At 57.8% G+C, this 15,285-nt stretch carries 17 protein-coding genes and 1 riboswitch; of the genes, 13 read left to right on the forward strand and 4 right to left on the reverse strand.

Annotation, left to right across the window (positions count from 1 at the left end; translation table 11 throughout):
* Together ACFO3S_RS26960 and ACFO3S_RS26965 are read right to left on the reverse strand one after the other, a co-directional pair.
* Window positions 1-187: transposase (locus ACFO3S_RS26960; protein WP_378097784.1), on the reverse strand; the 187-nt coding region annotated here is incomplete at its 3' end.
* A gap of 946 nt (window positions 188-1,133) precedes the next feature.
* Window positions 1,134-1,355 carry a DUF1128 domain-containing protein gene (locus ACFO3S_RS26965; RefSeq protein ID WP_378102632.1) on the reverse strand — a complete coding sequence of 74 codons (222 nt, stop codon included), beginning with the start codon at window positions 1,353-1,355 and terminating at the stop codon, window positions 1,134-1,136.
* Window positions 1,356-2,134: 779 nt separating this feature from the next.
* On the opposite strand from ACFO3S_RS26965, the gene yyaC reads away from it, so the two are divergent.
* From yyaC to ACFO3S_RS26995, 6 genes are all read left to right on the forward strand, one after another.
* A complete protein-coding gene (gene yyaC / locus ACFO3S_RS26970; protein WP_378102634.1) occupies window positions 2,135-2,734 on the forward strand; it encodes a spore protease YyaC in 600 nt (199 codons plus the stop codon).
* A 17-nt stretch (window positions 2,735-2,751) separates the two neighbouring features.
* Window positions 2,752-3,564 (forward strand): alpha/beta fold hydrolase, encoded by an 813-nt coding sequence (locus ACFO3S_RS26975; RefSeq protein ID WP_378102637.1) that lies wholly within the window; start codon window positions 2,752-2,754, stop codon window positions 3,562-3,564.
* Window positions 3,557-4,219, forward strand: a complete 663-nt coding sequence (locus ACFO3S_RS26980) for a DUF6483 family protein (protein WP_378102640.1) — start codon at window positions 3,557-3,559, stop codon at window positions 4,217-4,219. Before ACFO3S_RS26975 ends, ACFO3S_RS26980 begins: the two co-directional genes overlap by 8 nt.
* The gene (locus tag ACFO3S_RS26985; protein WP_378102642.1) at window positions 4,216-5,406 is read left to right on the forward strand and encodes a class I SAM-dependent methyltransferase; all 1,191 of its coding nucleotides are present in this window, start codon (window positions 4,216-4,218) and stop codon (window positions 5,404-5,406) included. The genes ACFO3S_RS26980 and ACFO3S_RS26985 overlap by 4 nt, the downstream gene beginning before the upstream one ends.
* A 205-nt stretch (window positions 5,407-5,611) precedes the next feature.
* Entirely contained in the window at window positions 5,612-7,231 is a 1,620-nt protein-coding gene (locus tag ACFO3S_RS26990; RefSeq protein ID WP_378102718.1) for a histidine kinase N-terminal 7TM domain-containing diguanylate cyclase, read from the forward strand.
* A 73-nt stretch (window positions 7,232-7,304) separates the two neighbouring features.
* A riboswitch (cyclic di-GMP riboswitch) is annotated at window positions 7,305-7,391 on the forward strand.
* A gap of 105 nt (window positions 7,392-7,496) precedes the next feature.
* Complete coding sequence (locus tag ACFO3S_RS26995) at window positions 7,497-8,186, forward strand: PilZ domain-containing protein (RefSeq protein WP_378102645.1); 690 nt, start codon at window positions 7,497-7,499, stop codon at window positions 8,184-8,186.
* 132 nt (window positions 8,187-8,318) lie between these two features.
* Here the strand turns inward: ACFO3S_RS26995 and ACFO3S_RS27000 are convergent, their stop codons facing one another.
* Both ACFO3S_RS27000 and ACFO3S_RS27005 read right to left on the reverse strand, forming a co-directional pair.
* Complete coding sequence (locus ACFO3S_RS27000; protein WP_378102648.1) at window positions 8,319-8,630, reverse strand: dehydrogenase; 312 nt, start codon at window positions 8,628-8,630, stop codon at window positions 8,319-8,321.
* Between the two features lie 61 nt (window positions 8,631-8,691).
* Complete coding sequence (locus tag ACFO3S_RS27005) at window positions 8,692-9,147, reverse strand: cupredoxin domain-containing protein (RefSeq protein WP_378102651.1); 456 nt, start codon at window positions 9,145-9,147, stop codon at window positions 8,692-8,694.
* 216 nt (window positions 9,148-9,363) lie between these two features.
* On the opposite strand from ACFO3S_RS27005, the gene uptA reads away from it, so the two are divergent.
* The 7 genes from uptA to ACFO3S_RS27040 all read left to right on the forward strand — a co-directional run bounded on the left by uptA (window position 9,364) and on the right by ACFO3S_RS27040 (window position 15,283).
* Complete coding sequence (gene uptA, locus ACFO3S_RS27010) at window positions 9,364-9,975, forward strand: undecaprenyl phosphate transporter UptA (RefSeq protein WP_378102653.1); 612 nt, start codon at window positions 9,364-9,366, stop codon at window positions 9,973-9,975.
* A gap of 38 nt (window positions 9,976-10,013) precedes the next feature.
* Window positions 10,014-10,580: a thioredoxin family protein gene (locus ACFO3S_RS27015; RefSeq protein WP_378102656.1), complete on the forward strand. Its 567-nt coding sequence runs from the start codon at window positions 10,014-10,016 to the stop codon at window positions 10,578-10,580.
* 13 nt (window positions 10,581-10,593) lie between these two features.
* Window positions 10,594-11,220, forward strand: coding sequence for an MBL fold metallo-hydrolase (locus ACFO3S_RS27020; RefSeq protein WP_378102659.1), 627 nt, complete (start codon window positions 10,594-10,596; stop codon window positions 11,218-11,220).
* A gap of 175 nt (window positions 11,221-11,395) precedes the next feature.
* On the forward strand, window positions 11,396-12,106 hold the full coding sequence (locus tag ACFO3S_RS27025; protein ID WP_378102661.1) for a CpaB family protein: 711 nt from the start codon (window positions 11,396-11,398) through the stop codon (window positions 12,104-12,106).
* Window positions 12,103-12,939, forward strand: a complete 837-nt coding sequence (locus ACFO3S_RS27030) for a hypothetical protein (protein ID WP_378102663.1) — start codon at window positions 12,103-12,105, stop codon at window positions 12,937-12,939. The genes ACFO3S_RS27025 and ACFO3S_RS27030 overlap by 4 nt, the downstream gene beginning before the upstream one ends.
* Window positions 12,936-14,348: an ATPase, T2SS/T4P/T4SS family gene (locus tag ACFO3S_RS27035; RefSeq protein ID WP_378102666.1), complete on the forward strand. Its 1,413-nt coding sequence runs from the start codon at window positions 12,936-12,938 to the stop codon at window positions 14,346-14,348. Before ACFO3S_RS27030 ends, ACFO3S_RS27035 begins: the two co-directional genes overlap by 4 nt.
* A complete protein-coding gene (locus ACFO3S_RS27040; RefSeq protein WP_378102668.1) occupies window positions 14,345-15,283 on the forward strand; it encodes a type II secretion system F family protein in 939 nt (312 codons plus the stop codon). The genes ACFO3S_RS27035 and ACFO3S_RS27040 overlap by 4 nt, the downstream gene beginning before the upstream one ends.
* Window positions 15,284-15,285 lie beyond the last annotated feature (2 nt).

Genomic DNA, 15,285 nt, shown 5'->3' on the forward strand with positions numbered 1-15,285 from the left:
TATTGGAAGTAATAGAGGTCTGGGTCTTGCAGTGGGCGCATTCGTAGACGTTGCGCGTCTTGATCAAGCAGTACTTGGACTCGCCGCACTTGGTACAAATAAAGCCGCGAGGCCACCGAACGGCAAACAAGTAATCCCGGCAAGCCTGCTCGTCCGGAAAAAGAGCCATAAACTTGCGTAACGACATCAATCCACCCACCGCCCCAACAAGAACATTTGTTCTGACTTAAGAATACCAAACATTTGTTCCTATTTCAAGTTATTTTGACGAAAAAATAGAAAATTTCTCGATTTTTCGGGGACCAAGAACGGAGGATACGTCTCCACAAACGTCTCCCTGAGCGAATGGCAGATAGGGTATGGACCCGGGCTCGGGCTAGGACTCGGACCCGGGCTCGGGCTCGGGCTCAAGCTCAGGTTCGGACCCGGGCTTGGGCGGGGACTCGGGCTAGGGCTTGGGTTCAGGTTCAGGCTCAGGCTTAGGTTCGGGCCCGGACTCGGAGTGTTGTTTTCCCCGTACCGTTCCGCGGGCGAGACGAAATTTCAAGGGCACGCGGAGCAAAAACGAGAGCAGGGTAGCAGGAAAGTCAGAACATGGAACGGATCTGTGGATGGCTCAGGGAACTAAAAAGAGCAATGAGTAAAGAGTATAGAGGACAGAGGGAATTGGACGGATCTGCAGATAGCTCAGGTGACGAGAAAAAAAGGGAGAGTGCAAGTCGGCTAGGAGATGAGAATCTGCAGATAACTCAGGAGATGAGAAAAAGGGAAGTAGGAGATGGCCAAGAGTTGGGGATCTGCAGATGACTCAGGGAACGAAAAAGAGTATACAGGACAGAGGGAATGGGGCGGATCTGCAGATGGCTCAGGTGACGAGAAAAAAGGGAGGGTGCAAGTCGGCTAGGAGATGAGAATCTGCAGATGCTCGGGAGATGAGGAAAGGGGAAGTTGGACATCGGCCAGACGAAAGGGAACTGCGGATCACTCAGGAAACGAAAAAGAGAGAAGGGAGCCAGTCGGGAACGTTCGGGCGAAGGATTTAGCGGCGCCGACACTTTAATCGCCGGGGAATTGCAAAAAGCGCGGACCTGGGTGCTGTCCACGCTTGGCTCGTTCCATCAGAAGCCGGTTGTTTAGCCTCGAAGCTTGCCCAGCTCGGATACGAGAGCTTCAACCTCGCTAATGCTGAAGCGTTCTTTGGAATTCACCATGTCGTAGATGTCCTTCAGATCCTCGTACTTGTCGACGGTAAAGCTGGAAGCCTGCATCGCGGAGCCGGTAGCCATCCGAAGCTTCGTTTTGATCGCTTCAATCATATACTCCACATTTTGTTGCGTCGGTTGGTTTAGATCCATCGGTTTCTTCCTCTCTGAACGTGTATAGGGATGCTGATATTGTAACATAGGGAAAAGGAAACCGCTCGTTGGGGGGGGGGAATGTTGTCAGGTTAAGCAAACGGTCAACAAGCGGCTTTGCAGGATTCGTCACAGTTGCCGGCGGAGTCCCGACGGTCATCGCGAATAAAGGCCAACTGGCACGACACACGCCAACTCGCGCCAACACACTCCAACTCGCACCAATCACCAACCGTCGCCAACCTATGCCAGTCCAGCCTAACCTACGCAATCCACTAACCCACGACAGCCCACTAACTCACGATAGCCCACGCCAGTCCAGGCCAACTTGCTTCAACCCACCAACCCTCGCTAGCCCACCATCCTACGCTGCCCACCAGCTAACCCACCAACCTACGCTGCTCACCAACTTACGCTTGCCTACGACCCGCGCCTACGCCAGTCCACTAACGTAACGGTTGCCAGCGCCGCTAATTGTGCTATTTTCGCAGTACGGAGTTTGTAACGGTTGCAGCAGCGGCTATTTCAGCTGAAAACGTGCCGTTTCGCTCGACAGCCCCAAAATAAGCGCGGTGGCAACCGTTAGCTTTTCCTTTTTCGGGAAAACGATCGATTAAGCGCCACTGCAACCGTTAGACGTTGCCGGCACTTGCTGGCAGGATGAGCGCCGTCGATCGCATACGACAACGGCTTAACCTGACGACATGGGGGGAGCGGACAGGTTCAAAAGTGGAATTCCGCCTGTGGGAGTGGTAACCTGAGAGAAAGCAGGCTGAAGGATGGGTGAGACAAGGATGATCGACCGCAAATCGGCGGCGGCAGATCAAGGCGATAAGCGAATGTCGGCGGTGCGCAATCGGGACGAAACCGTCAGGGTCGATGCGGACGGGCTGCGGGCATTCGTTAGCCGGATCGTGTCGGAGCATGCGGGCGAAGAGCTTATCTTTCTCTGTATCGGAACAGACCGGTCTACGGGAGACAGTCTGGGACCGTGGGTCGGCACGCTTCTGGAGGAGCGGGGAGTGGCCGGCGTCCGGGGTACGCTTAAAGAACCGTACGACGCGAACACGCTTCCCCGGCTGCTGCGAACGCTGCCTGACCATGCAATCGTCATCGCGATCGACGCCTGTCTAGGACGGCCGGAGAGCGTCGGCTCGTATGTCGCGACGCGGGGACCGCTCGTCCCCGCGCGATCGGTGAACGGAAGCCTCGGCGCCGTCGGAACGTACAGCATCGCAGGCGTCGTGAACGAGAGCAGCAGGAAGCCCTACTGGACGCTGCAGTCGACGTCGCTCTACCATGTGATGGGAATGGCCAAGGAAATGGCCGACGCCATCGCCAATGCGGTTGAAGAGGCCAACCGCGCAGAATCCACTTGATGAAAGGACAGACGTTCATGGATAAAAAAATGCTGTCAACGGGAGTGGCCATTGCTTATGAAGAGACCGGAAGCGGAGATCCGATCGTTCTGCTTCACGGTTTCTGCGGGAGCCGCTTGTACTGGGAGAAGACGCTCCCTCATCTTGCCGGGTACGGACGGGTAATCGCCCTCGATCTGAGGGGGCACGGAAGCTCCGATGCCGCAGGCTCGGAAGAAAGCTATACGATGGAAAACTTGGCCGACGACGTCGCCGCCTTCATGAAGGAGCTGGATCTGCCGACAATCAGTCTGTTCGGACATTCGTTGGGCGGCTATGCGGCGCTGGCTTTCGCGGAAAAGTACCCGGAGCGGCTAAAGGCGCTTGGCCTGGTGCACTCGACGGCCTTCCCGGATACCGAGCAGGCGAAGGAAAACCGGTTGAAGGCGGTCGAGACGATCCGCTCGCAGGGGGTGGCTCGGTTCGTCGACGGCCTGGTTCCGAAGCTGTTCTCTTCCGAGCATGGGGAGAGCCGGCCGGAATTGATCGAAAGAGCGAAGGAAATCGGCTACGGGACGTCTGCGGAAGGAGCGGCGGGTTGCGCTCTGGGCATGAGAGCGAGGCCCGATCGCGTGTCTGTGCTCGAACGGCTGGAGCTGCCCGTTCTGCTGCTCGCGGGTGAATCCGACGAGGTCATTCCGCCGGAACGGAGATTCCCGGTATCGGGCCGCCACGTAACGGCGGTCACGCTAAGCGGCGCCGGCCATATGGGGATGATGGAAGACCCGCAGGCTATGGCCGCGAGCATCGGTTCCTTCGTTGATCGGAATCGGGGGCAGGGCCATGTTTGAGAGGGATTACCTGGTTCGACTTCTGACGCAGGCAGGGAGCGTCCTCGGCCGGGCGATGGGGTTGAGGAGTCAGCAGAAGCAGCGGGAGGCGCTGGAGCTGATCGACGAGTTCCTCGGCCGCGAGCTGCGGCTGAGATCCCGGCTGGCCATGGGGTTATCCGATGACGACCTGCTGTCCATGCTGTCGGTGACGGGAAGCCCGAATGCGGAATCCGTCGCAGTCGTGGCGGCGTTTCTGCACCAGGAAGCGGATTTGCTGCACGATCTCGGAGAGACCGGGGAAAGCGTACCGAGATACGAGAAGGCGCTGCGGCTGAGCCTCTTTATGCTGCGCAGCGGCATGGAGGTCGACGGATGGGACGTTCGGGCGAGAGTGTCCGAGCTGCTCGAGGCTTTGGAGCCGTACGAGCCGGTCGCGGAGACGAGAAGGGCGCTGTGGCAGTGGCATGAATCGGAGGGCAGGCTGGCCGAAGCGGAGAACGCGCTCTACGAGCTCGCGGACGAAGATGCGGCGTCGGCTGCGGAGGGCGAAGCCTTCTATGATCGGCTGGCCGCATGCGGCGACGAAGTGCTCGAGGCCGGAGGGCTGAAGAGGGAAGAGCTGGAAGAAGGCCGCCGTCAGTGGGCGGCGTTGATGAAGGAGAAGGTATCGTGAATGGGAAAGTCGGTCAAGAGGAATGGATGGCCTTATTAGAGCGGATAACGGCGGAGGAACGGCTCGTGCAGGCCGTATTCAGCTCTCCCCGGCGCAGGGACGGGACGATCGCTCGCAAGGCGACAGTAAGGCCCGTTCGGCTCAAGAACGGCGTTCGCTATCAGTTCGAGCGTCTTGCGGACAACAAGGCATTTCATGAAAACGTAAGCGGGAACGAGCTGGCCGCCAAGCTGGCCGCCGAGATGGGAAGCTACAAGCAGGCGCTGATCCAGACGACGGAAGCGGACATTCAGGCGCTCGCGAACAAGAAAGGCGAGCTGACGCTGATCTCCCGGGCGAACGAATCGGGCAGGTCGGGGAACAACGGCAAAGCGGTCCCCCAGTCGCATAATCGGGACAAGCGGTATATTTTGCCGGAGGGGGAACCGGTTCCGTTCCTGATCGCTCTGGGCGTCATGACGCCGGAGGGCAAAGTCGTCAAAGCGAAGTACGACAAGTTCAGGCAGATCAACCGCTTTGTGGAGATGGTGGCCGACGTCGCGCCGGAGCTGCCCAAGAACAAGGCGCTTAGAATTGTGGATTTCGGCTGCGGCAAGTCCTATTTGACTTTCGCGCTTTATCATTACCTGGCCGTTCAGATGAAGCTTCCGGTGCGCATTTTCGGGTTGGATCTGAAAAAGGACGTCATCGAGCATTGCGCCGGGCTGGCCGCCAGACTCGGTTGGGACGAGCTGACGTTCGCGGTAGGGGACATCTCCGATTTCGAGGATCGGGACAGCGTCGATATGGTAGTCACGCTGCACGCCTGCGATACGGCAACGGATGCGGCTTTGCTGAAGGCGATCGGCTGGGAGGCGAGCGTGATTTTGTCGGTTCCCTGCTGCCAGCACGAGCTGTTCCGCCAAATCTCCCAGCCCGCGCTGCAGCCGTTGCTGAAGCACGGCATTCTAAAGGAGCGGTTCGCGGCTCTTGCGACGGATGCGATTCGGGCGAATTTGCTGGAGCTTGCCGGCTATCGCACTCAGCTGCTCGAGTTTGTCGACTTGGAGCATACGCCGAAAAACCTGCTGATTCGAGCCGTTAAAGGCCGCGGCAAGCCCGATCTCGAGAATCTGAGAGCGGAGTACGAGCGTTTTCGCGATTTTCTGTCCGTTTCTCCCTACATGGAAAGGGATTTCAAACAATAAATCTAAAGTCTTATAAAAATAAGTAAAAAAGGACTTGAAATTGGATGGGAAATATATAAAATAAAGTCTTTCGATGGATATCTTATTGTCGGAAAAAGCGGCGATATGGTAAAATCAAACATGCCTGCCGCATTTTTTAATCCAGCCCTTTTATGAAAAGGTGAATGCCTTGGGAGTCGAATGGATTGATTTTATCCTTTTTCTTATGCTTTTTGTTTTATTCGTCGTCGTCATTGCCGTAAACAGAATCACGACGACGCATAAAGTGTATTTGGCGTTTCATTTTGTTATGATGTTATGGCCACTGGGGCAGTTCGCCGTTAAGCTGACGGATTTCCCGGGCGTTCAGCTGTTCTTCATCAACTTATCCTTCGTAGCCATGGGGGCGCTCGGCCCCGGATGGTTATTCTTTGTTTTTTTCCTGACGAACAAGGCGACGCAGATGAGGGGCGGGCGGGTTCTGCTGTATATTACGCCTGCGACACTGTGCGTCGCTGCGGCCCTGTGGAATCCGGACAACCTGTTCATGGCCCCGGCCGCGGACAACTATACGGTTCGTGAGTACGGCCCTCTGTTCTGGCTGCTTGTGCTCAGCCAGTTCGCGTACTTTTTTATCGCTCTGCTGAATATGTTCCAAGCGCTGAAAACGGTCACTTCCGTGAATCAGCGCAAGCAGCTTGCAACCGCTTTAATCGGCATGTTCGTGCTGACGGGACTCGGACTTCTCGACGTATTCGTCAACGTCCTGCTGGACGAGTGGCTGCCGGTCGTGCCGGGCTTGCTGTCGCTGGGCATTCTGCTGTCCGACCTCTGCTTCGTCATCGCCATCTACCGGTTCGGCATGCTGGACATTCTGAGCATGGCTCAACGGGACATTTTCGAGCATATGACGACCGGCGTGATCGTGGTGGACGAGAACGGCAAGGTGCTGGAGGTCAACCGCGGGGCGTCTCCCCTCGTTCAAGTAACGAAGGGAGACACGTTCGAGATGGAGAAGTTCCTGGCCCCGCTGCAGGTGCAGGGGGAAGTCTACGAATTTCTGTATCGCTATAATCACCATCCCCACGAGAAGCTGCAGATGGAGTTTTCGCTGCAGGATTCGTCGGGCCGACACGTCTCGATTCAAATTTCGCCCGTCCTGGACAGCAGGAAGACGCTGCTGGGGCGGATCATTACGTTTCACGACGTCTCGGAGCTGCGCAAGCTGGTCGTGGAGATGAACCGCAAGAACGAAGCGCTGCACGAGCGCAATCTGGAGCTGATCACGATCCAGGAAGAGCTGTTTCGCGTCAATCAGAAGCTGGAGCAGATGGCCGTCACCGACGGATTGACCGGGTGCTTCAACCGCAGATATTTAATGCAGCAGTTGGAGCATGAAGTGCTGTTGAACATGAGGTATCAGATTCCGTTCGCCATCTTCCTGTTCGATATCGACCATTTTAAACAAATCAACGACAAATACGGCCATCTCGTCGGCGACGAGGTGCTTCGCAGCACGGCGGACACCGTCCGGTCCATGCTTCGGAGAACCGATATTCTGGCCCGTTACGGGGGAGAGGAATTCACCGTATATTTGCCTCATACGAACCGGGAGCAGGCGGAGCTGCTGGCGGAAAGAATTATGCTGGCCGTCGGAGAAAATCAGGTTGACGCGGGCTCGGAGAAGGTAGGCGTCACGATCAGTATGGGGGTGCTGTCCGAATCCAGCGAAAATCTGAAGTTCGGCGATCCCAAGGAATATTTGCGAGAGGTGTTCTCGAGCGCGGACGCCGCGCTGTACAAGGCGAAGAACGAAGGGCGGAACCGGGTGGTCATGGCTCGCTGAGAGGTGAGACCGTCGGCAAAAAACATATGACGAAAAGCGGTTAAATATGGTACAATCATGCCATCGAGATGGATGACGATAAAGGCAAACTTGCCGAAAGGCAAGGACGCAAAGCTACAGGGTCTAATGTCTTGCGGACGATGACAGCCTGGCTGCCGATAGTCCCCACATGGATGATTCAGGCGAAGCGGGCTGCTCTATATAGAGAGTTGCCTGTTTTTTTTGCATATAGAGAAGCAGACAGGCAGGAGATGGAGGGACGTGGATGGCCTATACTGGAGACAACAGAGTCGCTTTATCCGACAAGGACTTGCTTCCCTTGAACGTGCTGCTGCACTGCCGAACCGTCGTGGAGGGGAAAAATTTCGTCACGACGGGCGTCATGACCTATGTGGAGGGCGAGCTGTTCGAGGTCGAGATTCCGGAGTTCGAGCAGTTCGATCTGGGAGAAACGGTGAAGCTGACCGTATACTCCCCGGCGGGGATTCAGTCCATGTCATCGATTGTGTTCGCGAAATACGAAGGAGCGATCGCGCTTCTGCAGCCCCCCGAGCTGCAAAAGAGATTCAAGGAAAGAAGGGAGCATCCCCGGGTCGAGATCGACGGGAGCGTCAAGAGGGTTCGCGTGCTGAGCGATTCCGGAGAGGGAGCGGACGTCCCGGATGCGGAAAGCCTCAAAATTCACGACATCAGCATATCCGGAATCAGCTTCTCCGGCTCCGACGCCCCGCATTTCGCGTCGAAGTCGAGGTTGAGGGCGACGATCGAGATCGGCATTACGTTCGACTGCGAGCTCGAAATCGTACGCCGCGAGCGTCTGGAGGAATCGATTCTGTGCGGGGCCAGGATGCATGTTGTCGAGCCCGAGATGCTTCGCCCGCTGCGCGCGCTCATTCTGCGTCAGCAGGTACAGAAAAATGCGAATACCCGCCGCAGCGCCGTCAAGAAAAGCTAGCGGAAAAAAGAAGCAGACCCGGCCGGGTCTGCTTTTTGCGCGATTCTGCGTCTAGAGGACGCCGAGGGCATTTTTGCTTGGGCGAGCGTGAATGAGCGGCATATCCCTTCCTCGCCCTTCGCCTCCGTTGGCTTATCCCCCGAACGCGTCGCGGAAAGCTTTCATGAGCTTGGCCCGATCGACGTTCCACAGCTCGGCGATGTCTCCGCTGACTTCCTCGTCCCACCAGTCGGCCAGCTTCTTGCGATTGCTCTTGTTTTCCGCGATCCACATCAGATTGCCGATCACCCGCTTGAAATACAGCTCTTCCGCTTGCCGGACAAGCGGGGAAGGGATGTGCTGCTTTAGCCTTTTGACGGTCCGGTACAGCTCGTTCGAACAAGCCCGGCGAATGCTGCGCGGCGTCGGCAGCGGGGCGGAGTGCTTTTCCTGAAACATTTTCACCGGCTACACCTGCCTCTCTTCCATACCCTATGCGGGAGAAAAAGCGGCGGTCACCGCCAGGCTATTGAATGACGAGGTACCCGACCATCGGGCCGCCCGTTTTCGGATCGGCATGCGTCTGACAGATGATCGTATAAATACCGGCTTCCTTCGGCGTGAAATTGACGACGGTCGTCTTGCCTTTGCTGATGTTGCCCTTGATATCCAAGCCTTCGATGACGAACGGATGGGACTGGCCGTTGATGCCGGTAATCCGCAGTTCGACCGGAACGCCTTTCTTGGCGACGACCGTACCCGGGTAGAACAGGTAAGTCTCGAGCTTCTTGCCGTTATCCGCCGTAGCCGTAAACTCTCCCGTCGTCAGATGCAGCACCTGCTTGCCCGCTTCCTGGCCAGCAGGGGCCATCGCGGGCTTCGATTGCTGCCAGCCGATGTAGGCCCCGGCCAAAATGACGACCGCCGCGATCACGGCGTACAGTTGGATCTTCTTGCGATTAAGGATGACGATCTTATTCATGCCGCGCTCTCTCCTCTTCAACTTTGTCCACCTCTATGTCCACCTCAATGTCCACCTAATCGAAGTTTATGCGGAGGCCCGTCCTCTCATGACAAGCCTGCAACGATTTTACGAGAACGCCGTATAACTGGAAGGAAGCTGCAAGCTTGTGCTAGAATGAAAGACGGCTTCGAGACGAGGATCGGAATCCATGGGGAGAAGGCGGGTTGCAAAACAATGATGGATACGCTGCACGAATGGTTGTCGCAATTGGTGGCCTGGATTGAAAGTTTGGGCTACTGGGGCATTATTATCGGATTGGCGATCGAGGTCATTCCCAGCGAAATCGTACTGGGCTACGGCGGATATCTTGTGCATCAGGGAATTATTTCTTTCCCGGTTGCCGTCATCTGCGGGACGATCGGAGCGATGCTGCAGCAGTGGCTGCTGTACGCGATCGGCCGTTACGGGGGAAGGCCGTTTCTGAACAAGTTCGGCAAATATCTGCATTTGAAGTCCAAGCATATCGATATTGCGGAAAAATGGTTCGAGAAATACGGGCCGATTATCGTATTTACGGGGCGGTTCGTGCCGGTCATGCGCCAGGTCGTATCGATTCCGGCAGGGATGGCCCGCATGAATCTGTGGAAGTTCACTTGGCTTACCGTTCTGGCTTCCATCCCGTGGTCGATTCTGTTCGTATGGCTGGGGGCTTCTCTCGGAGAGAACTGGGAGAAGATCGACGAGAAGGCGGCGCCTTACGTCCAGCCGGTTATCCTGATCGCGATCGCGCTGCTGGTCGTCTTTTTCCTGGTCCAATATTTGCGTAAAAGAGGCAAAAGCATCTAAAATAAAAGCAAAGCGGAACGAGAGAGGAGCTTGGCCAAATGAGCCAGTTGATCGCCAGCAAGTTACATAAGGGGCTGTCCCCCGAGCAGTTCATCGAAGGAATGACGAAAAACCGGGAGAACTTCGAATCCTGGCTGAACCGGTTCGAGTGGCATAGCGAGGAGCTGGAAGAGTTTTACGAGTCGCTTAACAACCGGGACGACTTGCGCTGCATGATTCTGGCCGCGGATTGGTGCGGCGACGTCGTGCGCAACGTGCCGGTCGTCTTCAAGGCGATGGAGAAAGCCGGCATATCGACGGAAGTGCTGATCATGGAGGAACATCTCGACCTGATGGATCAGCATCTGACGATGGGCGGACGGGCGATTCCCGTCGTGCTGTTCATCGATACGGGCGGCCATCTGCTCGGCAAATGGGGCGCCCGTCCGAAATACGTGCAAGAGGTCATGAACGTGTTCAAGGCGGAAAATCCGGATCGCGAAGCGCCGGACTACCAGGAGAAGCTTGCCGAGGCGAGAAAGGAAATCGGCCGCCGCTACGGGGAAGACACGGCCTATCAGAAAGTCATTTTGGAGGAAATCCGCGACATTCTGTCCGGAGTGTGAGGACGGCTGATTGATGCTGACTTTTCAAAGATACGCGCTTGGTGCGCTGCAGACGAACGCTTACGTTGTCGTTAACGAGGATAGAACCCGCGCGGTAGTCATCGACCCCGGCACGGCGGACAGGGCGCTGATGCGCAAGCTGGACGGCCTGAAGGTCGAGGCGATCCTGCTGACGCACGCCCATTTCGACCATATCGGCGGGGTGGATCAGCTGCGCAAAAAATACGGCTGCCCGGTCTACCTGCATCCCGCCGAGCAGGATTGGCTGACCGACGCGGGGAAAAACGGCTCGGCGCGCTGGGCCGACATCACTCCGCCGATTACGACGGAGCCGGCCGAGCACGGGCTGGAGGACGGTCAGGAGCTGGAGCTGATCGGCGAGACGTTCCGGGTGAAGCATACGCCGGGACATTCTCCGGGCAGCGTCAGCTTCATGGTAGGCGACTTGCTGTTCGCGGGAGATGCGCTGTTCCGGCGTTCCGTCGGACGGACCGATCTGCCGGGAGGCAGCCAGGAGCAATTATCCCGTTCGATCAGGGAGAAGCTGTACACGCTGCCCGAAGATACGCTCGTTCTGCCGGGGCACGGACCGGAGACGACGATCGGGGAAGAGCGGCGCGAAAATCCCTATGTGCGCTAATTGGGGAGAATGCTAGAAATTGTTATAAAAGGTCTTTACAAGAGGGGCTGGAATTTGTTATAGTGAGCCTAGTCAAGTCATATCGTTGAAGATCTTACGCTGCGAAGAACGCATGCGATGGAGGTAACCCTCTATCCTTGCGTTCTTTTTTATTTTCCGGAAAAGAGGTGCTGGAGTGAACAGGAAAAAACAAGTCGCGATCAGCTTGACGGCGGCCGTCCTGTCGGGAGTGCTCGTCTATGGCGTCTATTTGCTGCAGCTGAGGCAGATCGAGCTTCAGGAGATGACGTCTGTTGTCGTGCCGAAGCAGTTCATCCCGACGGGCACGAGGCTGGAGGAAGCGCATCTCACCTTAATGGACATGCCATTGTCCGCGCTGTCGCCGGACATGATCACCGACCTGTCGGAGGCGATCGGCCTGGAGACGTCGATGGCGCTCGGCGGACGAGAGCCGCTGCTGCGCTGGAAGGTGGACAAGTACCGGCTGCTGCCCAAGTCCGGGCAATCGACGTTCCAGATTCCGAGGGAGTATGTCAAGTCGATCTCCAGCGGCATCCGGGCGGGCGACGAAGTGGTCGTGTACGTATCGGACGAAGCGACGGAGTCCCGCAGACTGTTTCCCGAATCGGTCTCGGTTGCAGGGGTGAAGACGGCGGCGAATCTGGAGATCGACAATCCCAAAAATTCGAATCTGCTTTCGATGGCGAGCGGCGACAAGGAGGGCATGTACGCTTCCCGGCGCGACGCCAACGGCACGATCGACGCGATCAATTTGAATTTGACGGAGGCGCAATGGCTGGAGCTCGACTCCGCCTGCAAGAACGGCATGGCGAAGCTCGTAATCGCCTTCCAGGCGTCGTCGATTCGGGAGGAGGATATCCCATGAGCGGCAGTCTGGCAGCTTTCGCGGGCTCTACGCCGAATATCGGCACCTCCCTGACGGCGTTCGGCACCGCCTATCGCATCGCCGCACTGACCGGACGAAAGGTCGGCTTCCTCTGCCTGAATCTGAAGAGCGCGAAGACGCATCTATACTTGGGCGTCGACAAGCCGGACGTCACGCTGGACGGCGTAAGGCCGGAGCTTCGAGCGGGAACGCTGACCGGCGAGAAGCTGAGGCGGTACGCCTTCCGGCCGTCCAAGCCGGGCGGGCTGCACGTCCTGTTCGGCAACTTGTCGAGGGAGCGGGCGGAGTATTACGAGCCGGAGGATATGCGGCGGCTGCTCGAGGCGTCCCGCGAGGCGTTCGATCTGACGATCGCCGACGTCAGCGCGTATTGGGACAACGCGGCGACGATCTGCGCCATGCGCGAGGCGGACGAGCGATTTCTCGTGACGACCGGGCATCTCACCCATTTTCAAGAAGACGTTCATCGCTGGACCGGACAGGTCGGCTCGCAATTCGGAATGAGCCCGGAGCAATTTCAACTGGTGCTGCTCCAGGGCAATCATCGATCGACAGGAGGATTTGGAATGAAGGAAATACGGAAGGAAACCGGGTGCTCGGAGTTCGCCGAGCTTAAGCTGCTGGAGAGCGTGCATCTGCAATTGGACAGCGGGAGGCTCGACGAATGGCTGGCCGCGGAGGAGAGGAACGCCGCGGCGTTCGATGCCGTCGCCGGTCCGCTGCTTCACCGGCTGAACTGGTCGCAGCGGCTGCAGAAAACCGACAGACCCTGGATGCGAAGGCTGCTCATGCACAGGAGGAGGAAAACGTGAGCGCCGAGCCTCGAAGCAAGCGCTTCTCGCCTGCCGCCTATGCGGCGGAGCTGCAGGTCGATCCTGCCGTCGCCGCTTCGCCAGAGGGCAGGGATCTCAGCGAGGGAATGAATCGGCTGCGCGCGTACACCGAGGAAGTGCGGCAGATGCTCTCGACGCCGAGAGGCTGGAGCGAGGAGGAGCGCAGGCAGTATGCGGAGAAGCTGAACCGGGCGATTATCGGATTTCCCCAGGAGCGTGCGGAGATGCTGGCGATCATCTCCGATTGGATCATACGGAAGCGGCTGCAGCACGTCTCGTTCGGAAGTCTGCCCTATCCGACGCTGGCGGAAGCGTTGTTCGCGGAGGTGATCGGAATGAACGTTCTGGAGCTGGTGCTTCGCAACCGCGAGGGACTGGAGGAGGTTCAGGTCGTCGGTACCCGCATCTTCGAAGTGCGGGACGGCCGGGCGACGGCTTCCCCCTACCGGTTCCAGGAGGCGAGCGAGGTCGAGAGAATCCAGCAGAACCTCGTGCTGTTCAACAACGACCGGATCAATCCGCGCAAGCGTTGGGCCGAGGTGCTGCTGCTCGACGGCTCTCGCGTTACGCTTACCGGCTTCGGATTTACCGCGCAGCCGACGCTGACGATCCGGCTGTACACGGTGAAGAAGTTCAGTCTGGACACGCTGTGCCGGCCGGAGTACGGCACGATGGACGAGCGTGTCAAGGAGCTGCTGCTGATCATCGTAAAAAGCCGCTTCAACATGGTCGTGATCGGCGCGACGAATACGGGCAAGACCCATCTGATTAAAGCGCTGATCGCGGCTATGCCGAATGAAGAGCGGATCGTGACGATCGAAGGGAGATTCGAGCTGATGCTCGGACGGGATTTCCCGGAGAAGAACGTCGTCGAGTACGAGGCGGAGGAGGACGATCCGCTGCACGGACCCCGCCAGGCGTTCAAGCTGGCGCTGAGACAGTCTCCGCAGCGGATCTGTCATGCGGAGATTCGCGACGAGGATGCTAATATCTACGTTCGCGCCTGCACGCGCGGTCACGAAGGCAGCATCACCTCGGTTCACGCCAGCGGACTGGAGGACGTTCCCGATACGATTACGGATATGTGCATGCTGGATGGCAGAGGGATGAACCCGATATCGATGACCCGCAGAATCGCCGAGCACGTCACGCATATCGGGTTCGAGATGCGAATGATCGACGGCGTTCGCCGGCTCGTCCGCGTCGGGGAATTCGAATGGCGGGACGGGGCGGCGCGCGTTAGAGATCTCGTTCGCTACGAGGAAGGAGAAGGACGCTGGACGTTTCCGGAAGGCTTCTCTCCGAAGGCTCTTCGCAAAATCCAGAGAGCCGATCCCGAAGGGTACCGCAGGTTCGTCGAGGGAATCCGGGAGGGGGAGACGCCGTGATCCGGCTGGCCGTGCTTGCGCTTGCCGCCCTGTTGTTCCTGCTTGTCTCGACCAGCGTGTACTTCGGCTTAATGGCGTGGTGGAGCGGTCAATCCCGCAAGCGCCGTCTGCGCGGGGGCCGAGAAGGACGAAGCGTCGAGACGGTGTCCGCGCCGCGTTCCGGACGTTGGAGCAGGCCGTATCTTCACGTGTCGGACTTGCTGCTGGCTTTAGGCTGGCGCTTGAAGCCGGCCGGATTTGCCGCCTGCTCTCTGGGGATGGGGCTGATCGGCGTCGTCGTCGGCGCAGCTGTGTTCCAGTCCGTGCGCTCCGTGCTGACGCTGCTGCTGATGTTAAGCTGCATGCCGTATTTGGCGCTGAGGATGTCACTGATCAACCGCCAGATGTCGACCCGCCTGGAGTTCCTGCCTGCTGTCGAGTTGTTCTACCAGAGCTATCTCGTCACCGGCTGCCGGCATATCCGAATTGCCCTGCAGAAGACGGTGGAGGAACGAAGGCTGCCGGGGGAAGTGCAGGCGGTGTTCGACCAGCTCTACCGGAACCTGTCGGTCAAAGGGGACGACGAGGGCAGCCTGAGGCGCTTCTCTCTATCCTTCGGCAACATGTGGGCGGAGTATTTCGGCAACATTCTGAAGATTGCGCTGGAGGAAGGCAACAATGTCTCCGACAATCTGCAGGAGCTGATCTCCGATATGCGCAAAGCCCAACTGGCCAACCAGGTGGAGCGGCATCGGATGCTCGAGATCCGATTGGCGAACTATACGCCGGTGCTGTTTCTGGCCGTCTTCATGGGCGTGAACTTCAAGCTGAACCCTGCGGGCAGCTACCAGTATTACATCGTTGACGCCGGGGGGAGGGAAATGCTGCTTAACGCCGTGCTCTTGCTGTTCGGATCTTTTATGATGGGCCTGTATCTATCCAGAAGGAAACTATAAGG

Origin of the sequence: Cohnella hongkongensis, from assembly GCF_042654645.1 — a bacterium.
In the GTDB taxonomy this organism is placed as follows: domain Bacteria; phylum Bacillota; class Bacilli; order Paenibacillales; family Paenibacillaceae; genus Cohnella; species Cohnella hongkongensis.